General features: G+C 51.1%; 23 protein-coding genes and 1 tRNA gene. 9 read left to right on the plus strand and 15 right to left on the minus strand.

What is annotated here, in order from left to right:
• The first annotated feature begins 57 nt into the window (after window positions 1-57).
• From ACTNE6_RS13910 to ACTNE6_RS13940, 7 genes are all read left to right on the plus strand, one after another.
• Window positions 58-540, plus strand: a complete 483-nt coding sequence (locus tag ACTNE6_RS13910; RefSeq protein WP_442497167.1) for a PepSY-like domain-containing protein — start codon at window positions 58-60, stop codon at window positions 538-540.
• A 607-nt stretch (window positions 541-1,147) separates the two neighbouring features.
• Entirely contained in the window at window positions 1,148-2,758 is a 1,611-nt protein-coding gene (locus tag ACTNE6_RS13915; protein ID WP_442497168.1) for a di-heme oxidoredictase family protein, read from the plus strand.
• A 427-nt stretch (window positions 2,759-3,185) separates the two neighbouring features.
• Window positions 3,186-4,190: an amidoligase family protein gene (locus tag ACTNE6_RS13920; protein ID WP_442497169.1), complete on the plus strand. Its 1,005-nt coding sequence runs from the start codon at window positions 3,186-3,188 to the stop codon at window positions 4,188-4,190.
• Window positions 4,163-4,846, plus strand: a complete 684-nt coding sequence (locus ACTNE6_RS13925; protein ID WP_442497170.1) for a gamma-glutamyl-gamma-aminobutyrate hydrolase family protein — start codon at window positions 4,163-4,165, stop codon at window positions 4,844-4,846. The genes ACTNE6_RS13920 and ACTNE6_RS13925 overlap by 28 nt, the downstream gene beginning before the upstream one ends.
• 3 nt (window positions 4,847-4,849) lie before the next feature.
• The gene (locus tag ACTNE6_RS13930; protein WP_442497171.1) at window positions 4,850-5,275 is read left to right on the plus strand and encodes a YqaA family protein; all 426 of its coding nucleotides are present in this window, start codon (window positions 4,850-4,852) and stop codon (window positions 5,273-5,275) included.
• A 133-nt stretch (window positions 5,276-5,408) separates the two neighbouring features.
• A complete protein-coding gene (locus ACTNE6_RS13935) occupies window positions 5,409-7,349 on the plus strand; it encodes an aconitate hydratase (RefSeq protein ID WP_442497172.1) in 1,941 nt (646 codons plus the stop codon).
• A gap of 86 nt (window positions 7,350-7,435) precedes the next feature.
• Window positions 7,436-8,560, plus strand: coding sequence for an AI-2E family transporter (locus tag ACTNE6_RS13940; RefSeq protein ID WP_442497173.1), 1,125 nt, complete (start codon window positions 7,436-7,438; stop codon window positions 8,558-8,560).
• Window positions 8,561-8,782: 222 nt separating this feature from the next.
• Here the strand turns inward: ACTNE6_RS13940 and hemN are convergent, their stop codons facing one another.
• The 13 genes from hemN to rnr form a co-directional block, all read right to left on the minus strand.
• A complete protein-coding gene (gene hemN / locus ACTNE6_RS13945; RefSeq protein ID WP_442497174.1) occupies window positions 8,783-10,162 on the minus strand; it encodes an oxygen-independent coproporphyrinogen III oxidase in 1,380 nt (459 codons plus the stop codon).
• Window positions 10,162-11,361, minus strand: coding sequence for a c-type cytochrome biogenesis protein CcmI (gene ccmI / locus ACTNE6_RS13950; protein WP_442497175.1), 1,200 nt, complete (start codon window positions 11,359-11,361; stop codon window positions 10,162-10,164). Before ccmI ends, hemN begins: the two co-directional genes overlap by 1 nt.
• Window positions 11,358-11,816: a cytochrome c-type biogenesis protein gene (locus ACTNE6_RS13955; protein WP_434485575.1), complete on the minus strand. Its 459-nt coding sequence runs from the start codon at window positions 11,814-11,816 to the stop codon at window positions 11,358-11,360. Before ACTNE6_RS13955 ends, ccmI begins: the two co-directional genes overlap by 4 nt.
• Window positions 11,813-12,346: a DsbE family thiol:disulfide interchange protein gene (locus ACTNE6_RS13960; RefSeq protein WP_331819360.1), complete on the minus strand. Its 534-nt coding sequence runs from the start codon at window positions 12,344-12,346 to the stop codon at window positions 11,813-11,815. The genes ACTNE6_RS13955 and ACTNE6_RS13960 overlap by 4 nt, the downstream gene beginning before the upstream one ends.
• 33 nt (window positions 12,347-12,379) lie before the next feature.
• Window positions 12,380-14,323, minus strand: coding sequence for a heme lyase CcmF/NrfE family subunit (locus ACTNE6_RS13965; protein ID WP_442497176.1), 1,944 nt, complete (start codon window positions 14,321-14,323; stop codon window positions 12,380-12,382).
• Window positions 14,323-14,769 carry a cytochrome c maturation protein CcmE gene (gene ccmE / locus ACTNE6_RS13970; protein WP_194971316.1) on the minus strand — a complete coding sequence of 149 codons (447 nt, stop codon included), beginning with the start codon at window positions 14,767-14,769 and terminating at the stop codon, window positions 14,323-14,325. The genes ACTNE6_RS13965 and ccmE overlap by 1 nt, the downstream gene beginning before the upstream one ends.
• A complete protein-coding gene (gene ccmD, locus ACTNE6_RS13975; RefSeq protein WP_434485587.1) occupies window positions 14,766-14,933 on the minus strand; it encodes a heme exporter protein CcmD in 168 nt (55 codons plus the stop codon). The genes ccmE and ccmD overlap by 4 nt, the downstream gene beginning before the upstream one ends.
• Complete coding sequence (locus ACTNE6_RS13980) at window positions 14,933-15,697, minus strand: heme ABC transporter permease (protein WP_194971317.1); 765 nt, start codon at window positions 15,695-15,697, stop codon at window positions 14,933-14,935. The genes ccmD and ACTNE6_RS13980 overlap by 1 nt, the downstream gene beginning before the upstream one ends.
• 67 nt (window positions 15,698-15,764) lie before the next feature.
• Window positions 15,765-15,890: a hypothetical protein gene (locus tag ACTNE6_RS13985; RefSeq protein WP_255528712.1), complete on the minus strand. Its 126-nt coding sequence runs from the start codon at window positions 15,888-15,890 to the stop codon at window positions 15,765-15,767.
• A gap of 340 nt (window positions 15,891-16,230) precedes the next feature.
• Complete coding sequence (gene ccmB / locus ACTNE6_RS13990) at window positions 16,231-16,905, minus strand: heme exporter protein CcmB (RefSeq protein ID WP_268120000.1); 675 nt, start codon at window positions 16,903-16,905, stop codon at window positions 16,231-16,233.
• Window positions 16,905-17,531, minus strand: a complete 627-nt coding sequence (ccmA, locus tag ACTNE6_RS13995) for a cytochrome c biogenesis heme-transporting ATPase CcmA (RefSeq protein ID WP_442497177.1) — start codon at window positions 17,529-17,531, stop codon at window positions 16,905-16,907. Before ccmA ends, ccmB begins: the two co-directional genes overlap by 1 nt.
• 4 nt (window positions 17,532-17,535) lie before the next feature.
• Window positions 17,536-18,276: a 23S rRNA (guanosine(2251)-2'-O)-methyltransferase RlmB gene (gene rlmB, locus ACTNE6_RS14000; RefSeq protein WP_442497178.1), complete on the minus strand. Its 741-nt coding sequence runs from the start codon at window positions 18,274-18,276 to the stop codon at window positions 17,536-17,538.
• A complete protein-coding gene (gene rnr, locus ACTNE6_RS14005; RefSeq protein WP_442497179.1) occupies window positions 18,273-20,516 on the minus strand; it encodes a ribonuclease R in 2,244 nt (747 codons plus the stop codon). Before rnr ends, rlmB begins: the two co-directional genes overlap by 4 nt.
• A 368-nt stretch (window positions 20,517-20,884) precedes the next feature.
• On the opposite strand from rnr, the gene ACTNE6_RS14010 reads away from it, so the two are divergent.
• Together ACTNE6_RS14010 and ACTNE6_RS14015 are read left to right on the plus strand one after the other, a co-directional pair.
• Window positions 20,885-20,971, plus strand: a tRNA-Leu gene (locus ACTNE6_RS14010).
• Window positions 20,972-21,435: 464 nt separating this feature from the next.
• A complete protein-coding gene (locus ACTNE6_RS14015; RefSeq protein ID WP_194970137.1) occupies window positions 21,436-21,672 on the plus strand; it encodes a hypothetical protein in 237 nt (78 codons plus the stop codon).
• Window positions 21,673-21,882: 210 nt separating this feature from the next.
• Here ACTNE6_RS14015 and ACTNE6_RS14020 read toward each other — a convergent pair whose 3' ends face one another.
• Both ACTNE6_RS14020 and ACTNE6_RS14025 read right to left on the minus strand, forming a co-directional pair.
• Window positions 21,883-23,175 carry an adenylosuccinate synthase gene (locus tag ACTNE6_RS14020; RefSeq protein WP_442497180.1) on the minus strand — a complete coding sequence of 431 codons (1,293 nt, stop codon included), beginning with the start codon at window positions 23,173-23,175 and terminating at the stop codon, window positions 21,883-21,885.
• A 13-nt stretch (window positions 23,176-23,188) separates the two neighbouring features.
• Window positions 23,189-24,379, minus strand: a complete 1,191-nt coding sequence (locus ACTNE6_RS14025; protein ID WP_442497181.1) for an ATP phosphoribosyltransferase regulatory subunit — start codon at window positions 24,377-24,379, stop codon at window positions 23,189-23,191.
• Between the last annotated feature and the right edge of the window lie 22 nt (window positions 24,380-24,401).

The raw sequence follows: 24,401 nt of genomic DNA on the forward strand, positions 1-24,401 counted from the left end.
AGGAACGCGGTTAATGAAATTGAATCAAAACTTTCACTCACAACCAGAGGAGGATTTATGAAAAATCAATATCTGATGATAGCGACCTTCGGCGTTCTATTGGTATTCGGCCAGGCGAGCGCCGACGAAGACAAATTAAGCAAGGACCAGATGCCCAAAGCAGTCGTATCCGCCTTTGAAAAAGGTTATCCCAACGCCAAGGATGTGAAATTCGAAAAAGAGACGTTTGAAGGCAAAATGGTTTATGAAGTGGAATACAAGGAGAACGGTAAAGAGTACGACATTCTGTATAGCGAAGACGGCACACTTGTACAAAAGGAAGAGGAAATAGAAGTCTCATCACTGCCTGAACCCGTCACTCAGGCTGCCAACAAGAAGTATCCCCAAGGCAAAATCGAGGAAGCGGAAAAATTAATGAAGCCGGATGGCACAGTGGCCGGGTACGAAGTGGAAATCGAAATGGATAACAAGAAAGTCGAGCTTGAGCTGGATACCAACGGAAATATTTTGAAAACTGAAGAAAAAACAGAAGACGATTAAGCCCTCTTATTGATCCCCGTGTCCCATAAGAGCATTGCGAAAAGCATCTTATGGGACATTGCAATTTATACATTCCCGTCGAGTTTACCCTGCTCTCCTCGCCCTGCCAGCGTTCGGTAATATTAGCAAAAGACTCAACAATACTTGGAGCATCGCCTTCCGTTTCTGTGAAATGGCAAAGCGCTTGATCCAGAAGTTCGAGGATTCAAAATAGTCTGCTCAAAAAAGTAATCATTTTGCTAACTAGAATACACATCAAAACTGCATTAAACGTTCATCAAAACGATTGTCTTGGATTTTACTGCACTGCTAGAGTTAAAACTATCCACCCAATGCAGCGTAATGCATGCCTCTCTTTTGGAGATAATCATTCGGTGGACCAACCTCAAGCGGCATTTTTGCACCGCTTGCGACCATTCTACTTAACTTTAGTGTTAGATCGTTTTTCGCTATTTCCAGTAATATTTCGCATGATTATTGTTAACAGACTCGCTGCGCTAACAAGTTAATACCCATGTATTTGGTATAAATCAGTGGAGATAAATTCTGGTGCCGCTGGCAGTTTGCCCGGACAAGTGGCGAAGGCAATCCAATACAGGAGACCAGAATGACTACCAAGACCGTACATACGTTTATACTGAATTCATGTTGTAGCGGAATTTTGTTATTAATGGCAGCGAGCGCTCGGGCAGAGCTGACTGACGTAACCCAAACGACGCCGAATGTACCGGGCGGCGCTATAGAAAAATCACTGGAGCAGCAGATCGGTGCAGGACATGGGGATGAGTTTACGCCAGGCTCGTCAATCTATCTCATAAAACGTGATCCAACCCGCTCGGTTCGCCGGGGGCGTCAAATCTTCCAACGCAAGTTTACGCATGATCAAGGCCTGGGACCGCGGGTGAGCAATGATTCAACCGGGGATATCCATGAAAATCCAGCGCTAGGGGCCGGATTGACGGACAGTTGCGCCGCTTGTCATGGTCGCCCGAAAGGTGGCGCAGGATCTGGCGGTGACGAGGCCACCCGCCCCGACAGCCGCGATGCGCCTCATCTTTTCGGTCTCGGACTTGTGGAGATGCTGGGAGACGAAATCACGAGCGATCTGCGCGCCATCCGGGACAGAGCGCTGCAGCTTGCTGATCATACAAAAGAACCCGTCAAACTGCCGCTTGTCAGCAAGCAGATTCACTACGGATTTATCCAGGCACTGCCGAATGGAGAAATTGATACCTCTATGGTGGAAGGCGTAAACCCGGATCTGCGTGTCCGCCCCTTCTTTGCTCAAGGCGGTGAATATTCCATGCGGGCATTCTCCATTGGCGCATTTAAAGATGAGATGGGGCTGGAGTCTGCCGATCCTGTGCTCTGCCAAGCTACGGATCCAGTCGCTCCGATCAAGACCGTTAGCCCGGCCGGCCTGGTTTACGATCCGACGTTGGACAAGATCAAGCATCCGCCTGTTTGCAATCCCAACGAAGACGGCGATGGAGATGGGGTCTTGAATGAAATTGACCCAGCGATCATTGACCATATGGAGTTTTATCTGCTGAACTATTTTAAACCTGGCACAGGCGAAATGAGCGCACGCGCCAAGTTTGGCCTGAAGCTAATGAAGGCCATCGGATGTACAGGTTGTCATGTAGAAAACCTGCGCATTGAGCATGACCGCCGTATCGCCGATGTTGAGACTGGCTTCGATCCGAAGAAAGGAATCTTCAACCGTCTTTTCGCAACCGCCACAACGCTTTACGATACTGTCGACGACGGCCAGGAATTTCCAAAGCTGCTTCCCAAGGGAAACTCCTTCCTCGTTAAAAATATCTTCGCTGACTTCAAGCGCCACGATCTCGGGCCGGCATTTCACGAAAGGTTGTATGATGGAAGCCTCGTAACAAAATTCATGACCGAACCGCTATGGGGCGTAGGCAGCACGGCCCCTTACGGTCACGACGGACGCAGCATTAACCTTAAAGAAGTGATTCTGCGCCATGGCGGCGAAGCACAGGAATCAAAAGAAAATTTTGCCGAACTGAGCGATAACAAACAACAGATGGTTCTGGAGTTTCTTACTACGCTGGTGCTGTTCCCGCCTGACGATACGGCATCAAATCTGAACCCTGGCAATCCTAGAACCGATAATCCGCAGGATCCCTCAGAACACGGCAGTATCAACCTGGGGGCGCTATTCCAGATCCCGGCAGAAGGAAAGGAATAGGATAGGCATGCTTGGCTGACCTCAACTGAGGAAAGATGCCGCAATAAAGTGCGCTCTTCCCTCAGTTTGAGGTACTTAACGCATGAACAGAACAATGCCACGATAACCTTGCAAGCCAGAATACAATTCATGGCGACCTTGGCTTGCGGCATTTTTGCCGGAACGGTTGTTTATATATCAATACCGCCGAATATCCTGAAAAAATGCCGTACGAGGCGTTCAAAGTCTCCCGGCGTGAGTGATCTTCTGATTGTGCGCTGTAAAGAACATCCAAAACCTCCGGTTCTCTTTAAGTAATTCAACTTATTGATCTTTATTGCCCCGGCGGGATAATGCAAGCAGCCCTTTCGGAATTACATTTATCCTGTCCTGACCTGGCGCCATCCTGTTTCCAGCTCAAACCTCACCCCTCCAAAAACGGACATTTATGCATCAGCCTCCCGCATTCCTTCTTCCTCCCATCAGCACGACGGCATCGGGAGATATGAGACGGGTAGGCGTAGAGCTGGAGTTTGCAGGGCTCCCCATTGAAGACATTACCCGATTGATCCGCGAACAGTTCGGCGGCACCATACTGGTCAACAGCGCTTACGAAAACACGATTACGGGCACGTGCCTGGGTGATTTCAGAGTCGAGTTGGATTTTCAATACCTGAAGAAAAAAGGCCGCAACAAGCTGGACCCCGAGGCCCCTTTCGCCCTGCTTGACGAATGGTCGGAGCAACTCGTGCGCCTGGCGGCCGAACAGATTGTGCCTTTTGAAATCGTCTCGCCGCCGATTCCGATGGACCGTCTCGGCGAGCTGGAGCTTTTGATTCCAAACTTGCGGGCATTAGGAGCCCAAGGTACGGACAGCGGCACACTGAGCGCCTTCGGCCTGCATTTCAACCCGGAATTGCCCAGCCTGGAGCCCGAAACTATCGTATCCTATCTTAAAGCTTTCCTGTGCCTCTACGATTGGCTGGTTTACCACAGCGAGATCGACCTGACCCGAACCATGACCGGCTATATTGCCCCTTTTCCAACCGATTATATCCGGCAAGTCATTGACCAGGATTATCATCCCGATCAGAGGGCGTTGATCGACGATTACCTGGTCGCCAACCCCACGCGCAATCGGGCATTGGATATGCTGCCGTTGTTCACTTATCTCGACAAGTCCCGGACACAATCAGTCATCGATGACGACCGTGTTAAAGCCCGGCCTACCCTGCATTACCGGCTGCCCAACTGCCGGATTGACCAGCCTGGCTGGGGCCTAGATGTGGACTGGCGTAACTGGCTCATGGTCGAAAGGCTGGCCTGTGATGTCAAGTATCTGAATGCCATGTGTCAGGCTTATACACAATTTTTGGATAGGCCTCTAACCGACCTGTTCAAAAACTGGAAAGATACGGTCGAGATATGGCTAGATCGCACATATACCCTGTAATCGGCGTAACAGGTCCCAGCAAAGGCGGAGACCGCGCCTGGTTTTTCACGCGCTATGCCATTCTCGCCACGGGAGGGCATCCCCTGAGGCTCACGCCCAGACATTCTCATCTGAATGAGATATTGGACGGCATCGTGATCGGCGGCGGCGATGACATTTATCCTACGCTTTACGAATCGGAGGAACTGCCCAATACGCGCTATGACAAGGAGCGGGACATGTTCGAACTCATGTACATCGAAAAATCCCTGAAAGAAGACATCCCCATGCTGGCCATCTGCCGCGGAGAGCAGTTGCTCAATGCTTACCTGGGCGGGAATCTGCATCAGAATCTGCGTGAGCTGCGCCGCCATACCCGCAACCGTTTCACGGTACTGCCGCTGAAAACCCTGCTGGTGGAGCCGAACAGCCAAATGGAGGAACTGCTGGGGACCACGCGTTGTCGGATTAATAGTCTGCATACGCAAGCCATCAATCGGTTGGGCAGCGGATTGAGAGTTGTCGGCCGTGACCTGGATAATATTGTGCAGGCGGTAGAAGATCCGTCGAAACCATACCTGATAGGCGTCCAATGGCATCCGGAATACTTGCTCTACCTGTCCCGCCAGCGTAACCTGTTCCGCGCGCTGGTGAAAGCCGCTCGTGAGAGGCTATAAGAGATGACCGCCTATTTAAGTTTATTTGGAGTAAGTTTTCTGGCCGCCACGCTGATTCCGTTTTATTCGGAAGTAGCGCTGGTTGGTCTGTTGGCCACCGGTCATGATCCCTGGCTGCTGTGGCTGTCTGCATCGACGGGCAATACGCTGGGCGCCGTCGTGAACTGGGCTCTGGGCCGTTATCTGCTGCATTTCGAATACAGCCGCTGGTTTCCGTTCAAAATCTCTCAACTGCACCGCTACCAGAACTGGTACCAGCGGTTCGGCGTCTGGTCTTTATTATTGTCCTGGTTGCCGGCCGGCGGCGATGCCTTGACGTTTATCGCGGGCATGATGAAGGTGCGCCTTTCGATCTTTATGATTCTGGTAGCAGTAGGCAAAAGCTTGCGTTATGCGCTGATCATCGCATTGTCAGATCAGATTTTGTGATGCCTACATGAGAGCTCGACGACATCAGATTGCATGGAATTCACTCAATCTGAGGCGAATACACGGAAAGATGCGAAGACGCGGGAACCGCCGTCGCTGGCGTTCCTACCAATCCATGCGCAGGAGGAAACCCATGCCTAAAAATGTAACGCAAAAATTAATTGCAAGCCACCTAGTAGAAGGCGAGATGATTGCCGGGCAGGAAATTGCCCTGAAAATCGACCAGACCCTGACGCAGGATGCAACCGGCACAATGGTAATGCTGGAGCTTGAGGCCATGGAACTCGACCGTGTCAAGACCGAAGTATCGGTCCAGTATGTCGATCACAATCTGCTGGAGACAGACTTCAAGAATGCCGACGATCACCTGTTTCTGCAAAGCGCTTGCCGCAAATTCGGCCTCTGGTTCAGCCGGCCCGGCAACGGCGTGAGTCACCCCGTCCATATGGAGCGTTTCGGCAAGCCCGGCAAGACGCTGCTGGGTTCGGACAGCCATACCTGTGCTGCGGGTTCCTTGGGGATGCTCGCTATCGGCGCCGGCGGTCTCGAAGTCGCCTTGACGATGGCCGGCGAACCGTTTCATGTAAAAATGCCGAAGATCGTCGGTGTCAAACTGACCGGCCAACTGCCGGACTGGGTCAGCGCCAAGGATATCATCCTGGAACTGCTGCGCCGTCTCGACGTGTCGGGCGGCATAGGCAAGATCATGGAATATTACGGGCCGGGCCTGGATCAGCTCAGCGCGATGGACAGGCACGTGATTGCCAACATGGGCGCCGAACTCGGCGCGACAACCAGCGTGTTTCCATCGGATCAGGCCGTAAAAGCCTTTCTGGAATCGCAGGCGCGCGGCGAAGACTGGACCGAACTGCTTGCCGACGAGGGTGCAGACTACGACGAGCATATCGAAGTCAACCTCTCAGAACTCGCGCCCCTGATCGCCTGCCCCAGCAGTCCCGGCAATGTCGTGCCCGTCAGCGAGGTCGCCGGCAGGAAAGTCTACCAGTGCATGATCGGTTCATCGGCGAACCCCGGACTTCGGGATTTCGCGATCGCGGCGATGATCCTGAAGGATCATCCGGCACATGAAGATGTATCGCTCGATGTCAATCCGACCTCGCGGCAGATCCTCGAAAACATGACGCGCCTGAGCTATCTCGGCACCTTGATCCATCAGGGCGCACGCATCCATCAGGCAGGCTGCGACGGCTGCATCGGCATGGGCCAGGCGCCGGCCACCCATCGCATCAGCCTGAGGACCGTGCCGCGCAACTTTCCGGGGCGCTCGGGCACGAAGGAAGACCTGGTTTATCTTTGCAGCCCCGAAACGGCCGCCGCATCCGCCATTACCGGCGTCATCACCGACCCGCGCACATTGCCCATGCCTTATCCGAAATTTGAGGAGCCGAAAACCTATGTCCTCAATACCGAGGCGCTGGCGCCGCCACCTGAGGACGGCTCAGAGGAGGTGCTGGTGAAGGGGCCGAACATTGCCTCTCTGCCGCCACTGGAACCATTGCCGCAAAGCCTGGCAGGGCCGGTGTTGATGAAGGTGAGCGACAATATATCGACCGATGAGATCATGCCGGCCGGTGCGAAAGTGCTGCCGTTCCGCAGCAATATTCCGGCAATCAGCAAATTCACTTTCTCCCAGATTGACGAGTCGTACTACGATCGGGCCATGCCGTATCAGCGGACCGGTTCCATGATTGTCGGCGGCATCAACTACGGTCAGGGATCAAGCCGCGAGCATGCGGCGCTGGCCCCACGCTATCTGGGCGTCAAGGCCGTCATCGCCAAAAGCTTTGCCCGCATTCATTGGCAGAATCTCTGCAATTTTGGTATCTTGCCGCTGGCCTTTATCGACGAGCAGGATTACGATGCGATCGATCTGAACGACAGCCTTGAGCTGCCAAACGCCAGGGAAGAAATTCAAAAAGGCGATACGGTCACAGTCATCAACAAAACCCGGAACAAAACCTTTCTGGCCCGTCACACGATGACGCCACGGCAGGTCCGGATGGTTTTAGCGGGCAGTGTGATTAATTTATATAAAGCCGGCAGCTCTCGATAAATTCAGAGCCCCAAAGGCCACCGGCATGACAACGAAGACAGCCGACAAACAGGCTGTCCGATTGAGCAGATAACTTTTTCAGGTTTATGAATGATTTTCTAAACAGACCCTCCTCCCGGGACATCATTCCCGGCATTCTTTTAGTCAGCCTCCTTGTGCTGAGCTATATGGTGCTGCGTGAATTCCTGCTGTCGTTGATCTGGGCTTTCATTATTACCTATGTCACCTGGCCAGCTTACCGGTGGCTGCGCCGCCAGATGAAAGGCAGGAAAATGCTCAGCGCGCTGGTCATGACATTGATCATCTCCATGATCATCTTTCTGTCCATTTTCTGGTTGGTCGCTTTGCTTCAGAAAGAGCTGGCAATGGCCTATCAAACCTTAAGCGTCAACTTTTCTCTAGATAACCTTCAGTTACCGGATGCCATCAAGCGCATACCGGGGCTAGGCGATTATCTGCAAGACGGCATAACGCGCTTGAGCACAGACCGGGCTGGCGTGGCCAAACAACTTGCCAATACGGCGCAACACTGGCTGGGCGACGTGACTAAGTTTCTGGGCAGTATCGGCAATAACCTGGTAAAACTAGCCATCATTCTGGTCACGGTGTTTTTCTGTTTTCGCGATGGCGAAGAAGCCGTCAGGCAACTGCATCAAGGGCTTATCCGTTTTCTAGGCAAGCATCAGCATGTTTATCTGCAGGCTGCCGGTCATACGACCAATGCGGTCGTTTTCGGCATGGTGCTGGCAGCATTGGCGCAAGGCACTCTAGCCGGCCTTGGCTTTTCTGTGGCCGGCGTGCAGGCACCGGTATTGTTTGGCGCACTTACCGCTTTGTTTGCCTTGATACCGATGGGTGCGCCGCTGATATGGCTGCCTATCGCTGTCGGACTCATTTTCATGAATAAGGTATGGGCCGGCATAGGGCTGATAGCCTGGGGGGTTCTGGTAGTCAGCACGGTAGACAACGTGATCCGTCCGCTGGTAATCAGCGGCGCGAGCCGGGTGCCTCTCCTCGTGGTAATGTTCGGCGTTTTTGGAGGACTGACGGCTTTTGGCGTGATAGGTATTTTTTTGGGACCGGTCATACTGGCAATACTGCGCGCCGTCTGGCATGAATGGCTTGACCAGCAGAAAGAGGAAGAATCCCTGCTGGTGGGTGATATAGCCATCAAGCCGCCCTTGACTGAACAGGATGAGACTGCTGATTGACGGCTGAGTAATGAGCATGAAATAAATCAGGAAATTGTAGGTGCGAATTAATTCGCACTCAACGATAACCATACAATCTTCTGTAAAACACTGTGTGTTTCGGGTCGAATTAATTCGACCCTACAGCGTAGTTAGTGATCCAGTCATCAAGCCATCCTTGCATGACAAAACGAGATTATTGATTGAAGAGTTCGATGCAGGCGCGAAGTTATTCGCGCTTGCTTAAATCACTTTCGAAAACTGCTGCTGTTTTTGCGCCAGATAGCGGTCGAATACCATGCAAATGTTGCGGATCAATAATCGCCCTGCCGGCAACACATGAATGTTCTGTTCCGACACGGTCAGCAAGCCGTCGGCCTGCATCGGCGCCAGGGCTTTCAGTTCGTCGGCGAAGTAATCGTGAAAATCGATGCCGAATGCTTTTTCTATGGCCGCAAAATTCAGATCGAAATGACAGATCAGTTGCGTGATGACAGCGCGGCGCAGCTTGTCGTCATCATTCAGCTCGACGCCCTTGAAGACAGGCAGCCGGCCTTGTCCGATCAATTGATCATATTCGGCCAGCTCTTTGACATTCTGAATATAGGCATCCCCTACCCGGCCGATCGAGGTAATGCCCAGGCCCACCAGATCACAGTCCGAGTGCGTTGAATAGCCCTGGAAATTCCGGTACAGCTTGCCTTCGCGCTGCGCGATGGCGAGTTCGTCATCGGGCCTGGCGAAATGGTCCATGCCGATGTAGACATAGCCTGCTTCCGTGAGCCGACGTCCGACCATCTGCAGAATATCGAGCTTGATGTCGGCTGTCGGCAGATCCGCTTCGTTGATCTGGCGCTGCGTTTTAAAGCGCGCCGGCATGTGGGCATAATTGAAAATGGAAAACCGGTCAGGCGCAACGGCCAGAAGCTTGTCCAGGGTTCTGGAAAACGTTGCGACTGTCTGCAATGGCAGACCGTAAATCAGATCGATATTGGTCGAACGGAAACCTTCAGCCCTGGCGGCGGCCAGAACCGCGAAGGTTTGCTCTTCGCTTTGCAGGCGATTGACGGCCTTTTGCACAGCCGGGTCAAAGTCCTGAACGCCCAGACTGATGCGGTTAAATCCCAGTTCACGCAGCTGGTGAATGGTCCGGTCGTCAGTCTCGCGCGGGTCGATTTCAATCGAGTATTCGCCCTGATCGTCGTCCCTTAACGAGAAATGCGCGCGCGTCACCTGCATCAGCTTTTGCATTTGCTCATAGCTCAAGAAGGTCGGCGTGCCGCCGCCCCAATGCAATTGGTTGACGACCCGTTTGCGGTCGAACAAATCGCCCTGCATGGCGATTTCTTTATAGAGATTATCCAAATACGGCTGCGCATGGCCGCGGTTTTTCGTCACGATTTTATTGCAGGCGCAGTAAAAGCAGACGGTATCGCAAAACGGAATATGGAAATACAGCGATAAGGGGCCGCCCGCCGCATTGGATTTGGCGATATGCTCGCGGTATTCCTTATCGCCGAAGCCTTCATGTAGCTCCAGAGCGGTCGGGTAAGAGGTGTAACGCGGACCCGCCTTGTCATAACGGTTAATCAGGTCCAGATCGAATTTAATAGATTGATCCATTATTTCACTTCGCTATCAATCACTATTATATTGCGGGTATGATCGGCCTGAGCTACGGAATCGATCACGCCGATCAGGTCGCCGGACTGCTGTGTCGCGTTGCCGGATTTCGAAATGCGCGCGATCAGCTTAACTTGATCGAAACGCGACAATTTCATTTCCGGCATCATGGCCATGCTGTCGTTCAGATTGACGGTCAACGGCAGATCGGAAACCTGCTTGCGGACAATCGCCAAAGGCATTTTCGGGCCTGATAGCGCCTGAGCATAGATGAAAACAGTTTGCTCGGGGCTGATCTTTGACTTAAGCTCGGGCGCCAGACTCACCTCCACATCGATGCCTGGCGAAGCGGCTTCAGTGGGCTGCTCCTCGGGCCTCCGGTTCTCGACATTGGCCATCAGCGTCTGAATTTCCTGCCGCGCTTCCGAATCGGGCGGCAACAACGCTTCCAGCTTGCGCCACAACTGAACCGCGCCCGCCGCATCGCCCGCTTCGGCCTTGGCCATGCCGCCCAGCCACAGGCCAGTCATGTTATTCGGTTCCAGCGCCAATGCCTTAAACACCAGTTCTGCCGGCTTTCCTGAGAGCCGGCCGTCATTGGACATGGCCAGGGCATCGGCATAAGACAGCAGCACTTCAGCCTGATCGCCCAGCAAGCGGTAGGCTTGCGCGAAAGCATCGGCAGCTTCCGGGTATTGCTGGAGATATTTGTAGGACCGACCTAACATGAGCCAGCCCTGCGCATCATTGGGATTGCTCTTCATGCGGGCGGCCAGACCTGCCACCATGCGGTTGATATCTTCGGGGCCGGGCATTGCTGAATTATCGCTAGTCTGATTCAATGAAGCATAGCTGCCAAGTCCCGCATAAAGTGTCAGCGCCGTCAGCGGCACCAGCAAAACCAGCACGAAGACCATCCATCGCCCTTTCGTACCGGATGCTTTCGCCTGAGTTGGTATATCGAGATCATCGCTGAGCGCGACTTCCAGCTCGGCGCGCTGTTCTTCATATTGCGCCTGGGTTAACGTCCCTGTCTGCAATTGCTCCTGAAGCTCAACCAGCCTCTGCCGGGCAATGACAATATTACGCTGGTCCTGGTCGGCTGCCGCAATTTCGCGAGAACGCCATATCGGCGGCAGGACAATCAATAAAGCGGCCAGAATCAACAGGCCGACCAGCATCCAAAATATCGTAGTCAAGATTTGTCCCCTTTTTCCAGCAAGCTGTGTATTTTTTTCCGCTTCTCAGCGCTGATCTCAGCCGTCGCCGGCGTCTTGTTGCGCCGCACAAATGCCAATACGGCAATCAGGCCGATAGCCAGAAAGACGACAGGACCAACCCACAGCACGCCGGTTTTGGCTTTGAAAGGCGGATTATATAAAACGAAATCGCCATAGCGCTGGGTCATGAAATCGGCGACATCCTGCTTGGTCTTGCCTTGCTGGAGCATTTCATAGACCTGCCGACGCAGGTCTTTGGCCAAATCGGCATTGGAGTCGGCAATGGTCTGGTTCTGGCAAACCAGACAGCGCAATTCCGATATCAGATCATCATAGGCCTGCTGCTGCTCGGCATTGGCAAATTCCCGGTATTCAACACGGGCTCCGGCAAAACCGGACAAGGTCAACAGCAAGACCAGCATTAAAATTTTCATGAATTCTCGGCCTGTAATTTAGCGATTAAAGGGAGAAAGATAGCTTGAACGTCCTGCGATGTCACAGGTCCCGTATGCTTGTACCGGATCACGCCTTTTTTGTCGATGACGAACGTTTCCGGTACGCCGTAAACACCCCAGTCTATGCCGATACGGCCATCCTGATCCATGATGCTGACGTCATAAGGATTGCCCAATCGGGTCAGCCAGTTTTTCGCCGCGTCCGGCTCATCCTTGTAGTTCAAGCCGACAATAACGGCCGCTTTCTGCTGCGCCAGCTGATTCAGTATCGGATGTTCGGACCGGCATGACACGCACCAGGAAGCCCAGACATTGAACAGCCAGACTTTTCCTTTCATATCGGTCTGGCTTAGTGTTTCGGAAGGCGCGCCGAGTTTGGGCGCCGAAAACGCCGGCGCCGGCTTATCGATCAGCGGCGAAGGAATATCGCGCGGATTCAAGTTCAAACCGACGGCCAGGAAAACGGCCATGACGATAAAGATGACTAACGGGATAATATATTTAAGCATATCTCATCAATAAGGTTGTGGCGCAAAAAGTTCTTACCTTGCCTCTTTTATTTTGTACCGGTAGCGCCTGTCGAAGGCCGCGCACAAGCCGCCCGCCGCCATGAATACGGCGCCCAGCCAGATCCAGCGGATGAATGATTTGTAGTAAATGCGAAGGCTCCAGGCGCCCTCGTTGCCCAGCGGCTCGCCTATGGCCACGAACAGATCCCGGAACAGACCGGCATCGATCGCCGCCTCGGTCATCGGCATGGTCTGCACGCGATAAACACGCTTCTGCGGCTCTAACTTGGCAACCTGCGCACCTTTATGGCTGACTGTAACGAAAGCCTGCTCAGCGCGGTAATTAGGCCCATCGGACTGCCGCACGCCATGAAACTCAAACAGATAGCCCGACATATCCAGCGTCTCGCCGGGCGCCATGCGCACGTCTCGCTCGACGCTGTAAACGGTCGTGAAGGTAATGCCGACCACAAACACTGCGATACCCAGATGCGCCAGGGTCATGCCGTAAAAACCGGCCGGCACGCTCCGCAGCCGCTGCCATGAAAAGCCCCGTGCGCCGGTCCGGTCCATAAAGGCCAGAATCGAAATAGCCGCGGTCCATAACGCCAGCGTCATGCCCAGCACCGCCGCCCAGGAATAAAAAGGCATGACGAGAGGGATCAGCAGACCGCCTGCCGCGCAGATCAGGATCGCCCAGCGCACGCGCAAGGCGACCGTCTTGATGTCGTCCCGCTTCCAGCGAAGCAGCACGCCCAAACCTACGGCAATCGATAGCGGCGCCATCAATGGTATGAATACGGCATTGAAATAAGGCGGGCCGACCGAAATCTTGCCTAGCCCCAACGCGTCGATAATCAATGGATATAAGGTGCCGAGCAGGATGCTGGCTGCCGTCACGACGAGCAGAACGTTGTTCAGCAAAATCACGGATTCTTTAGACACCAGTTCAAAAGTCGCACTGCTTTTGACGTAAGGCGCTCTGACCGCATACAGCAGCAGCGAACCGCCCACAACGACGGCCAGAAACACCAGAATAAACAAACCTCTGGCCGGATCGCTGGCAAACGCGTGCACCGACGTCAATACGCCGGACCGTACCAGGAACGTGCCAAGCAAACTCAAAGAAAACGCGAAAATTGCCAGCAATACCGTCCAGGTCTTGAAGACGCCGCGTTTTTCGGTTGCCGCCAAGGAATGGATCAATGCGGTCCCGACCAGCCAGGGCATGAATGAGGCATTCTCCACCGGGTCCCAGAACCACCAGCCGCCCCAGCCCAGCTCGTAATATGCCCACCAGCTGCCCAGGGCGATGCCCAGCGTCAGGAACATCCAGGCAATATTGGTCCAGGGCCTTGACCAGCGCGCCCAGGCGGCATCCAACCGGCCTTCCAGCAGCGCCGCAATAGCGAACGCAAACGCGACAGAGAAGCCGACATAGCCCATGTACAGCATAGGCGGATGTATGGCCAGGCCGGGGTCCTGCAACAATGGGTTCAAGTCACGCCCTTCCACGGGCACTGGAAACAGGCGCTCGAAAGGATTGGAGGTCAGCAACAGGAACAGAATGAAGCCAACGGCGACCAACCCCATGACGCCCAGCACCCGGGCAACGGTCGTCTCGGGAATGTTGCGGCTGAACAGCGCCACCAGCGCCGTCCAGCATGACAGTACCAGCGCCCAGAGCAATAGCGAGCCCTCATGTGCGCCCCAGACGCCTGAAATCAGATACAGGAAAGGCAAAGCCGTGTTCGAATTGGTCGCCACGTAGGCGATCGAGAAGTCATGCGTTAAAAAGCCGTAAGTCAGACAGCCGTAAGCGATGATCATGAATAAAACCAGTGCATAAGCCGCAGGCCTCGCCACGGCAATCCAGCCGGCAATGGCGCGCGATGCGCCGATAATCGGCAATGTGCCTAAAATGGCGGCCATACACAACGCCAGAATCAGTGAGAAATGCCCGAGTTCCGCAATCATTATTTTTGCCCTGTCGCCTGATTCATGCCGGTTTTCAAGCTGCCAGCCACTTCCGGCGGCATATAGTTTTCATCGTGCTTGGCCAGGACTTCCTCGGCGACAAAAACGCCCTGCCCATTTAAACGGCCATGCGCTACGATGCCCTGCCCCTCTCTGAACAAATCCGGCAGAATGCCAGTGTATTCGACCGTCACGTCTTTGCTGAAATCAGTCAGCTTGAAGCGCACCGTCATCCCATCGCCGGGCCGCTCAACGCTACCTTTGACGACCATGCCACCCAAACGGAACAGAGCATCCTTAGGCGCCTTGCCTTCGATCACATCGGTCGTGGAAAAGAAATACATCAGATTTTCATTGAATGACTTCAACGCAAAACCGGCGGCAAAACCGGTGCCGATCAGCATCAAGGCTATCAGTATCAAGCGTTGTTTTCTGGCTGGTTTCATAGCGTACCTTGTCGTTTCTGCTTTAAAGCCTGCTGACGTAAAAATTGTTTACGCCGCACGATGGGAATGATGATATTGGCCAGCAATACAATGAAAGTGACCGCGTAAGAAGTCCACACATAAAAGGCGTAACCGCCCATTGCAAAAAATTCCTGCCAGTTCATCATTCAGCTCCCAATGATGCCATAGATTTGACCCACTGCGCGTTGCGTTCGCGCGAAAGCAGTTCGACGCGGGCGCGTTGCAGCATGGCGATCAGATAATAAAATTTAAAAGCCACCGCCATCAACAGCAGCGGTATCAGCATGCTGACATGAATGGAAGGCTTATCCATTTTGGTCACGGTTGGCCCCTGATGCAAGGTATTCCACCATTCGACGGAATAATGAATGATCGGGATATTGACCACGCCGACCAGCGCCAGAATCGCCACGGCCTTCGATGCCGTGCGCTTGTCATCTATAGCGCCGTAAAGGCCGATGACGCCGAGATACAAAAACAGCAGAATCAATTCGGACGTCAAACGTGCATCCCAGACCCACCAGGTTCCCCACATCGGCTTGCCCCACAGCGAACCGGTCACTAACGCGATAAATGTAAAACCGGCGCCGACCGGTGCACTGCTGACGGCGACAATCTCGGCCAGCTTAATACGCCAGACCAGCCCTATGCCGCCGGCAACGGCCATGACGACATAAATAAACAGTGACATCCAGGCGCTGGGCACATGGATATAGATAATGCGGTAGCTGTCGCCCTGCTGATAGTCCGGCGGAGCCAGATAAAGTCCGCCGTAAAGACCTGCTGCCAGCAGCAGCAGAAAAATTACCGCCAGCCACGGCATCAAGCGCTCCGTAAAAGCATAAAAATGCGGCGGTGAAGCCATGCGATGGAAGAATCTAACAACCGGATCTGGAATCAAAAACATAATGAACAGATAAAAAGCGAAAAGTTAAAGACAAAAAGTGGAAGACCCCTGAATTACTTTAGCAGCCTTACAAACCCGTTTTTTTATGCCCTGCAATTAAGATGGCATCCAAACTTCGTTCAATCATATACTCAGGCAATCTATTAAAATCAAAGCCAATGCCGTCTTTGATCACCCGATCAATACCAGCCAATTGACCTGCTTCGGAAATATCATTGAAGAATAATGTGTAAATAAGGTAATCGGTAAAAACGCTCTATTCTTTAATTTGTAACTGATGTTATGCAAAGGCGGTTTCATCTCGTTTGCCGCACCGCAGCTTTTAGCGGCGGCAGACTAGGGCCCATGCCGGGTTTCCGCTAAAGCTCCAACCCAGCCTACACAGGCTGTTAAAAGCAAGTAACTCGCCCTCGGGCGAGGTAAATCCGATTAATACAACCGTCGCGTTAGCGACACTTTGTTAAACCGATCTGAATTGAACTTACTGTGTAACATCAGTTTGTAATATTCTTCGCCCATTCTACGAAATATTATCAGCTAATACTCATTTTTAATGCCGCCGCTACTGGCAGAGGCGCCAACACCAATGCCATCAATAGAATCGCTATCAAAATACTGATTTGCGCGTCCACAGGCAAGCCGCTGCCCGCCATCTCTACCGCATTGCCGGCAAAAATCAGTACCGGCACGTACAGAGGCAGAACCAGCAAAGACAGAATCATGCCGCCCCGGCGCAGGCCTATCGTTAGCGCGACGCCGATGGCACCTATTAAACTCAATACCGGCGTTCCCAGCAGCAACGTCAGCAATAAAACGCTTAACGCCGAATCAGGCATACCCAGGAAAACAGCCAGCAGCGGTGCCACCAGCAATAACGGCAAACCAGTCACCAGCCAATGGGCAATTATTTTGCCCAGAACCAAAACAGAGGTCGGATGCGGACTCAACAAAATCTGCTCCAGAGAACCATCGTCAAAATCCGAGCGAAACAGGCTATCCAGCGAAAGCATGGCGGCCAGCAGTGCCGAAACCCAGATAATTCCGGGGGCAATGGCTTGTAATAACTTCGGCTGCGCGCCTATTCCCAACGGAAACAACGTGATTACCAGGATGAAAAACAGCAGCGGATTAACCATTTCCGAGCGCCGGCGCAAGGCCAGGACCAGATCGCGCCGGATAATGGCGAAAAATGCACGAGATAAGGACATCAGGACAAATTAATACGTTGCACGTCAACATCATGCAGATCGATGTCATGATGTGAAGTCAAAATGATCATGCCGCCTTTGACTGCATGTTCGATCATTAAAGTTTCAATAAGAGCAATCCCTTGTTTGTCCAATGAGGTAAAAGGCTCATCAAGAATCCACAATTGATTGTCCGTGATCAGCAAACGGGCCAACGACAGTCTTCTTTTTTGCCCCGCCGACAAGGTCTGCACGAGTGCATCATCGAATCCGGCCAAATGGACTTTATCTAAAGCTGACTCAATCGTATAGCGTCCAGGCTTGCTTAATGCCAATGCCATTTTTAAATTTTCCAGCACGGTCAATTCTTTTTTAATGCCGTCCAGATGGCCGACATAAGCCATCTGCGCATAAAACTGACTGTCGTTTACGGCTTCACCGCACCAGCGCACCTGCCCCGCATCCGGCTCGCGAAACCCGCACAGGATGCGCAGCAACGACGTTTTACCGCTGCCGTTTTTACCTTCCAGCAATAAAACCTGGCCCGAGTATAGCGCGAAATTAAGCCCGGCAAACAGGACTTTGTCATCGCGTATGCAGCTTAAATCACTGCCTTCCAGAAATAATTGTTGCGTTGTCGCTATCATGTTTTTAGTTCGAGCGCTGCCTTACAGCCTCATACAGCAATACGCCGGTAGCCACGGATAAATTGAGACTCTCTACCTGTCCCAGCATGGGCAGTTTTACCAGAAAATCACATTGCTCCTGCGTCAACCGCCGCAAGCCCTTGCCTTCGGCGCCAACCACTACGGCAAGCGGCATGGTCAAGTCAGTCTGATAGACAGTCTGGTTTGCGGAACCGGCAGCTCCCATGATCCAAATGCCTTGATCTTTAAGCCAACGCAGGGTTCTGGACAAATTGGTCACCTGATAAACGGGCACTGTTTCGGCCGCGCCGCTGGCCACCTTACAGACTGTCGGTGTAATGCCGGTTGCGTTGTCCTTGGTAATAATCACGCCCTGCACACCCGTTGCATCGGCTGTCCGAAGACAGGCGCCGAGATTGTGCGGATCCTGGACATTGTCCAGTACCAGCAATAAGGGCGTGCCTGACAAAGTTTCCACAGCCTGCTTTAAGTCGCTTTCCGATAGCTCTGCCGGCATTTCCACTTCGATCACAATGCCCTGATGATTCTTGCCTTCGGCAAATCGGTCGAGTTTTTTGCGATCGGTTTTTTCGGGATCTATGCCCAACGACAGCAAATCCTCGATAGCCTGCATCAAGCGCTTGTCTTGCCGCTGCGTGTCCACCCAGGCTTTATTGATTTTTTTGGGTGAATAATCCAAAGCGGCCTGTACCGCATGAATACCGAATAGTTTGGTTAACTTCATTTTTTACTTCTACGCCGCCTTTTTTTAGGTTTGCTCAACGCCGCTTGCTTATGCACCAGTTCAAAATCAATCTTCTTTTCATCCAAGTCTACGCGGACTACTTTGACCCTGACGCTGTCGCCCAACCGATAGCGGATGCCGGTTTTTTCGCCAAGCAACTGATGACTGGTCGGATCAAAATGAAAATAATCCTGAGCCAGATTGCTGATATGAACCAAACCTTCCACATAAATTTCGGTCAACTCGATAAACAAGCCGAATGAAGTGACTGATGAAATAATGCCGGGGAATTCCTCGCCGACCTTATCCATCATATACTCGCATTTGAGCCAGCTGATTACATCCCGTGTAGCATCATCGGCACGGCGTTCATTGGCAGAGCAATGTTCACCCAGTTTCTCCATGTCAGAAAGTCCGTAAGAAAAATTCTCTGCGGTTTTACCTTGTAGACAATGTCTGATGGCGCGATGGACGAGCAGATCGGGATAACGTCGTATAGGTGAAGTAAAGTGAGCATAAGCTTCCAGCGCGAGACCGAAATGGCCTTTTAATTCAGGACTGTAGACTGCCTGAGACATGGAACGCAATAAAACGGTCTGTATCAAGTGCGCATCAGGCCTGCCTTGGATCGAATCCACCAAATGCATATAGTCCAGAGGCGTTGGTTTGGAGCCGCCGCCTAATCTCAAACCCAATTCGCCTAGAAAACTTCTCAAGCTCAGCAATTTATCGGGAGTTGGTCCATCATGTATCCGCAGCAACTTGGGCATTTTTTTACGGTTTAAAAATCGCGCTGCCGCCATGTTTGCTGTAATCATGCATTCTTCAATCAGCTTGTGCGCATCATTGCGCACTACAGGCACTATTTTTTCGATTTTACGGTTTGGGCCAAAGATAATGCGTGTTTCCTGCGTATCAAAATCCATCGCCCCGCGTTCTTCCCGGCTTTTACGCATAACTTTATACAGAGCATATAGCTCCTGCAGATGCGGCATCAAAGCTTTATACTGCTTGGCCAGTTTCTTATCGCCTTCGACGAGTATCTTGGCTACATTGGTGTAAGTCAATCTGGCATGTGAGCGCATCACGGCTTCAAAGAAGCGCGATCTGAAGACTTTACCCTGCTGGCTTATATAGAGTTCGCAGACCATGCATAAACGGTCTACGTCGGGATTGAGCGAGCATAACCCGTTCGACAGAATCTCCGGCAGCATCGGGATAACCCTTTCCGGAAAATAGACAGAAGTGCTGCGGTTTTGCGCCTCTTTGTCCAAAGCCGTATTGATCTGCACATAATGAGAGACATCGGCGATTGCCACCAATAATTTCCAGCCTGTTGAAGTTTTCTGGCAATAGACCGCATCATCAAAATCGCGGGCATCTTCGCCGTCGATTGTAACGAGAGGAATATCCCGTAAATCGACCCGATTCTGCTTGGCCGATTCCGGCACTTCATCCTTCAACGGTTTAATTTCTTTCAGCAGTTCATCGGGCCATTGATTGGGCAATTCATAGGAGCGAATAGCCATCTCAATTTCCATGCCGGGCGCCATATGATCGCCCAGCACTTCGATGACCCGGCCGATAGGCTGCCGCAGTTTGGTCGGTTGTTCAAGGATTTCCGCAACAACGATCTGCCCTACTTTGGCTTTGCCAGCATCGCCTTTTTCAATGAGGACGGTTTGCGCGATGTTCTTAATATCCGGCACCACATAGGTAAAGCCTCTTTCCTTGTAGAGCCGCCCTACAACCTGGTGTGTATTCCTTTCAATAATTTCGACAACCGCACCTTCCCTACGGCCTTTTTTATCAATTCCTGAAACGCGGACAACGGCCCTGTCGTTATGTATTAATTGATCCATTTCCCGTGGTGACAGAAACAGATCATCAGAGCCGTCATCAGGTTTAATGAAGCCGAAACCATCGGGATGGCCGATAATTCGGCCGGCAATTAAATCCCTGCTGTTAACCAGGCAATATTGTTGCGCCCGATTAAAGATCAATTGCCCATCCCTTTCCATAGCTCTGAGCCGACGCCGCAATGCCTCCAACTGGTCTTCCCCTGCCAAGGAAAAGGCTCTTGCAATCTCTTTACGGCGCAGAGGCCGCCCTACCTCCTCAATAAGCTGCAGGATCAGCTCACGGCTGGGGATCGGATTCTCATACTTCTCAGCTTCGCGCTGAGCATATGGGTCTATTGTTGAACTAAAATCAACGTCTTTTTTTGACTTCGCTGTCATTTATTTTAATGAAATGCAAGGTGATGGATACCATAAGTAATATTCATATAATACATTACTTAGTATATCGATTAGCATGAAAAGAAAAAACTTTTGAATTTTTCGCGTGTATACAAAAAAGAATCTCCATTTATCTGGATCTCCATTTGTGCAGTTAATTAACATTTCTATGACCAAGACGGCCTGAAATTCATATCTTCAGACCTTGAATAGATTACAGACTAAATTGTTCTTTGGAGGAAATTGGTTATTAAGAGTTCCTTAAACTTCACAAATAACCTCAATGTTAAAAAAATTTACAATTTGTTTGACAAAAATCAAATAAGCCAATATTATATGCGCTCACTCAGCTTATACAGCTTTCCTCAGCCGAGGTGGTGAAATTGGTAGACACGCTAGCTTCAGGTGCTAGTTGGGGCAACCCAGTGGAGGTTCAAGTCCTCTCCTCGGCACCATCACTTTTTAAGAATATCAGAAACTTGCGCTTTTACCTTAAGCTCGCAATTGAAAGCGTATTCTACTTATCACATGCTAGATAACGCGCAAAAATTCTGTTTTGGCCTTGCCGAATGCTTCGATATCACCCCAGCTTTCCACCCATGCAGATGGCTGCATGTATGCAGAACTTCCAGCATCGAATGCAATTTCCTACGCTTCGATAAGAAAATCGCCCAATCGACCAAAACCATCTAAAAAATCCATCTCTTACTGTTCCATTAATCAAGTCGCTTAAAACGAAGCACCCCCAGAGCTTAATGAGGCAGCCCCGCTTCCCCATGCTCTAACAATTGACAACACGCGCAGCATATGGTAATCATTAATCATGTGTTAGTATTTTCTAAACACATTTCGTCGTTAGACGTCTCCATCCAAGCATAAGGAAAACATATATCACCGTCTTGCTATTAAGGAAACGTATATGTTGTACAACAATATTGGTAAACACACCATTAAAAGTGTAAAAGACTCCGGAAAAATTATTGTCTTAGAGGACAATTCAAAGTGGGAAGTCTATTCCCTTGATAAATTCACATCGAAAATATGGGGCTTTGCAGACAGAGTTACCATCAAACCTGACATCGGCTCTAAATTTAGAATTGAACGTATGGCTAGAAGCGGTAAAGTCGAGAAAGTTAGAGCAACTCTTTTAAATTAACCATTTCCGTCAAAAACTCAACCTAACAAAAAGGCCGCTTATGCGGCCTTTTTCATAATTACCTATTATGATAGCGCTATGCATCTTAAAAATCACTCGTTACAGATGCAGTCCTTCTATTTGTTCCTTGTTCAATAGACATGAATCAAAGGAATTACATGAAGAGAGGAAGACTTATTCATTTCAAGACCTTTTCCCAAAGTCACCAGCTCATGCGAACGGATGCTCCAGAATAATTGTTTCGTCTCTGTCAGGTCCTGTTGACAATATAGCCACCTTAACGCCTACAAGCTCTTCAATTCTCTTGATGTAAGCCTTGGCATTCTCAGGCAGGGCATTAAAGTCGGTTACGCCAGCTGTAGTTTCGTTCCAGCCGGGCATCTCTTCGATAATGGCATGGCATTCTTCATATTGATCCGCGCCTAAAGGGGCTGTTTCAGTAATGTGCCCGTTAAGCTTGTAAGCCGTACATATACCGACTTTTTCCAAACCATCAAGCACATCCAGTTTGGTTAAACAAATTCCGCTTAAACTGTTCATTTTCGCCGATTTACGCATGGAAACCGCATCAAACCAGCCGGTACGGCGTTTACGCCCTGTCGTAGCGCCGAATTCATGCCCTTTTGTACCCAAATGATCACCGTTACCATCATGTAGTTCAGTCGGAAAAGGACCGTTTCCTACGCGAGTTGAATAAGCTTTGGTAATACCCAGCACGTAATGAAGATCCAGAGGACCGATGCCGGTTCCTGTCGCCGCTCCGCCCGCTGTAGTATTGGACGAGGTGACATAAGGAAAAGTACCATGATCAATATCCAGCAAAGCGCCTTGGGCTCCTTCAAATAATAGATTCTTGCCTTCAGTGTGATATTTGTAGAGTTCCTCACCTACATCCGCCAGCATAGGCTTGATTTGCTCACCCAGCTTTAGCGCCTCATCGAGTGTCTGCTGATAATCTACCGCATCAGCATGATAATAATTAGTCAGCATGAAATTATGATATTCAACCAACTCTTTCAGTTTTTCTGCAAAACGCTTCGGGTTCAGCAGATCACCGGCGCGTAATCCCCGCCGAGCCGCCTTGTCCTCATAGGCGGGACCAATGCCGCGGCCTGTCGTACCGATCGCTTTGCTGCCGCGGGCTTTTTCACGCGCCTGATCTATGGCAACGTGTACCGGCAAAATCAGAGTGCAGGCTTCACTGATCAATAGACGGTTTCTGACCGGGATGCCAGCCTTTTCAAGCAGTTCAATTTCTTCCATCAAGGCATTCGGCGACAATACCACGCCATTGCCGATCATGCATTGCACATCATCCCGCAGGATGCCGGAAGGAATAAGATGCAGAACGGTTTTCTCCCCCCGTATAACCAGAGTATGGCCTGCATTATGTCCGCCTTGAAAACGAACAACCGCTTCCGCCTGATCTGTCAATAGATCAACCAGCTTACCTTTACCTTCATCGCCCCATTGAGTACCGATGACAACGACATTTTTTCCCATAATTATTCCAAACTTAAGCTAAGGCCGTTACGACCCAGTTTTGATTATCTTTTTCTAAAATAGATGTACAACCCAGATCCCCGGCATTTCCAGTTTGACCTGGCAACTGCTGAATAACAATCTGACCTTGCGCGCGTAAATCCCTGATTTTTTCGTTCAGTGCTAAATCATCTAAACAAGGAGCGAAAATTAGTGTCCGCCGTTCCTTCTGATTGATTTCTTTACTTAATGACGATAATAATTTCAAATCGGCACTAAACCCTGTTGCCGGACGCGCACGTCCAAAAACAGCGCCGATGTTGTCATAGCGACCGCCTCGAGCGATTTCTCTTCCCAGCGATGGCACGAAAGCCGCAAATACCACACCGGTATGATAATGATACCCTCGCAGTTCCGCTAAATCGAAACTGATCGGCAATGATGGATAAATGCCAGACAGACTTTCCGCGATAGCCTCCAGATCAGCCAAGGCTTGCCTCACATTTCCATCAGCAACTGACAGTATTGTGCGCGCTTTATCAAGAGTTTCCTTGCCTCCATTCAGTTCCGGCAATTTAAGAAACATCGCCTTAAGTGCGCTATCAATGGCGAAACCATCCATTAACTCCTGAAGCTCTGGCTTGGCTTTGCGCTGCAATACATCAAATAATGCAGTTTCCTGCACTTCCGTTAATCCTGCCTGTCTCGATAAAGCCCGGTATATGCCCACGTGGCCCAAATCAAGATGAACATTTTGCAGTCCCGTTATGGCCAGCATTTCCAGCATTAAACGAATAACTTCTATATCGCTTTCCTTGCCGGCATGACCGTAAAGCTCGGCGCCAATCTGCATCGGACTTCTGGTTTTCTCCAAAGCATCGCCGCGTGTATGCAGAATAGTTCCCACATAACAAAGACGCGTGGGCCATTCATGTTTGAGATTATGAGCATCTATTCTGGCAACCTGCGGCGTCATATCAGCCCTTACTCCGAGCATTTCACCGCTAATCTGATCCGTCAGTTTAAAAGTTTGCAGTTCCAGATCATGCCCTGAACCGGTCAACAGCGAGTCCAGATAATCTATAAAGGGAGGGATAACTTGCTCATAGCCCCAACAGGCAAACGTATCTAATATTTTACGGCGTAAGCTTTCAAGATACTTGGCATCTTCCGGCAAAATCTCATCAATGCCGTCTGGCAACAGCCAGGAGTCTTTTTGTTGCATATTTTTGCGTGTCCACTCAAAC

Origin of the sequence: Methylobacter sp. sgz302048, assembly GCF_052162025.1 — a bacterium.
Lineage (GTDB): Bacteria > Pseudomonadota > Gammaproteobacteria > Methylococcales > Methylomonadaceae > Methylobacter.

Bases quoted from the DNA above. Each gene is read 5' to 3' on its own strand.
- hemN (WP_442497174.1), bottom strand. From the start codon at position 10,162: ATGGATCAATCTATTAAATTCGATCTGGACCTGATTAACCGTTATGAC.
- ccmB (WP_268120000.1), bottom strand. From the start codon at position 16,905: ATGTCCTTATCTCGTGCATTTTTCGCCATTATCCGGCGCGATCTGGTC.
- rlmB (WP_442497178.1), bottom strand. From the start codon at position 18,276: ATGAAGTTAACCAAACTATTCGGTATTCATGCGGTACAGGCCGCTTTG.
- ACTNE6_RS14015 (WP_194970137.1), top strand. From the start codon at position 21,436: ATGTTGTACAACAATATTGGTAAACACACCATTAAAAGTGTAAAAGAC.
- ACTNE6_RS13930 (WP_442497171.1), top strand. From the start codon at position 4,850: ATGACCGCCTATTTAAGTTTATTTGGAGTAAGTTTTCTGGCCGCCACG.
- ACTNE6_RS13935 (WP_442497172.1), top strand. From the start codon at position 5,409: ATGCCTAAAAATGTAACGCAAAAATTAATTGCAAGCCACCTAGTAGAA.
- ACTNE6_RS14020 (WP_442497180.1), bottom strand. From the start codon at position 23,175: ATGGGAAAAAATGTCGTTGTCATCGGTACTCAATGGGGCGATGAAGGT.
- ACTNE6_RS13925 (WP_442497170.1), top strand. From the start codon at position 4,163: ATGGCTAGATCGCACATATACCCTGTAATCGGCGTAACAGGTCCCAGC.
- ACTNE6_RS13920 (WP_442497169.1), top strand. From the start codon at position 3,186: ATGCATCAGCCTCCCGCATTCCTTCTTCCTCCCATCAGCACGACGGCA.
- ACTNE6_RS13910 (WP_442497167.1), top strand. From the start codon at position 58: ATGAAAAATCAATATCTGATGATAGCGACCTTCGGCGTTCTATTGGTA.
- ACTNE6_RS13940 (WP_442497173.1), top strand. From the start codon at position 7,436: ATGAATGATTTTCTAAACAGACCCTCCTCCCGGGACATCATTCCCGGC.
- rnr (WP_442497179.1), bottom strand. From the start codon at position 20,516: ATGACAGCGAAGTCAAAAAAAGACGTTGATTTTAGTTCAACAATAGAC.
- ACTNE6_RS13965 (WP_442497176.1), bottom strand. From the start codon at position 14,323: ATGATTGCGGAACTCGGGCATTTCTCACTGATTCTGGCGTTGTGTATG.
- ACTNE6_RS13960 (WP_331819360.1), bottom strand. From the start codon at position 12,346: ATGCTTAAATATATTATCCCGTTAGTCATCTTTATCGTCATGGCCGTT.
- ccmA (WP_442497177.1), bottom strand. From the start codon at position 17,531: ATGATAGCGACAACGCAACAATTATTTCTGGAAGGCAGTGATTTAAGC.
- ccmD (WP_434485587.1), bottom strand. From the start codon at position 14,933: ATGAACTGGCAGGAATTTTTTGCAATGGGCGGTTACGCCTTTTATGTG.
- ACTNE6_RS13980 (WP_194971317.1), bottom strand. From the start codon at position 15,697: ATGTTTTTGATTCCAGATCCGGTTGTTAGATTCTTCCATCGCATGGCT.
- ccmE (WP_194971316.1), bottom strand. From the start codon at position 14,769: ATGAAACCAGCCAGAAAACAACGCTTGATACTGATAGCCTTGATGCTG.
- ACTNE6_RS14025 (WP_442497181.1), bottom strand. From the start codon at position 24,379: ATGCAACAAAAAGACTCCTGGCTGTTGCCAGACGGCATTGATGAGATT.
- ACTNE6_RS13915 (WP_442497168.1), top strand. From the start codon at position 1,148: ATGACTACCAAGACCGTACATACGTTTATACTGAATTCATGTTGTAGC.
- ACTNE6_RS13955 (WP_434485575.1), bottom strand. From the start codon at position 11,816: ATGAAAATTTTAATGCTGGTCTTGCTGTTGACCTTGTCCGGTTTTGCC.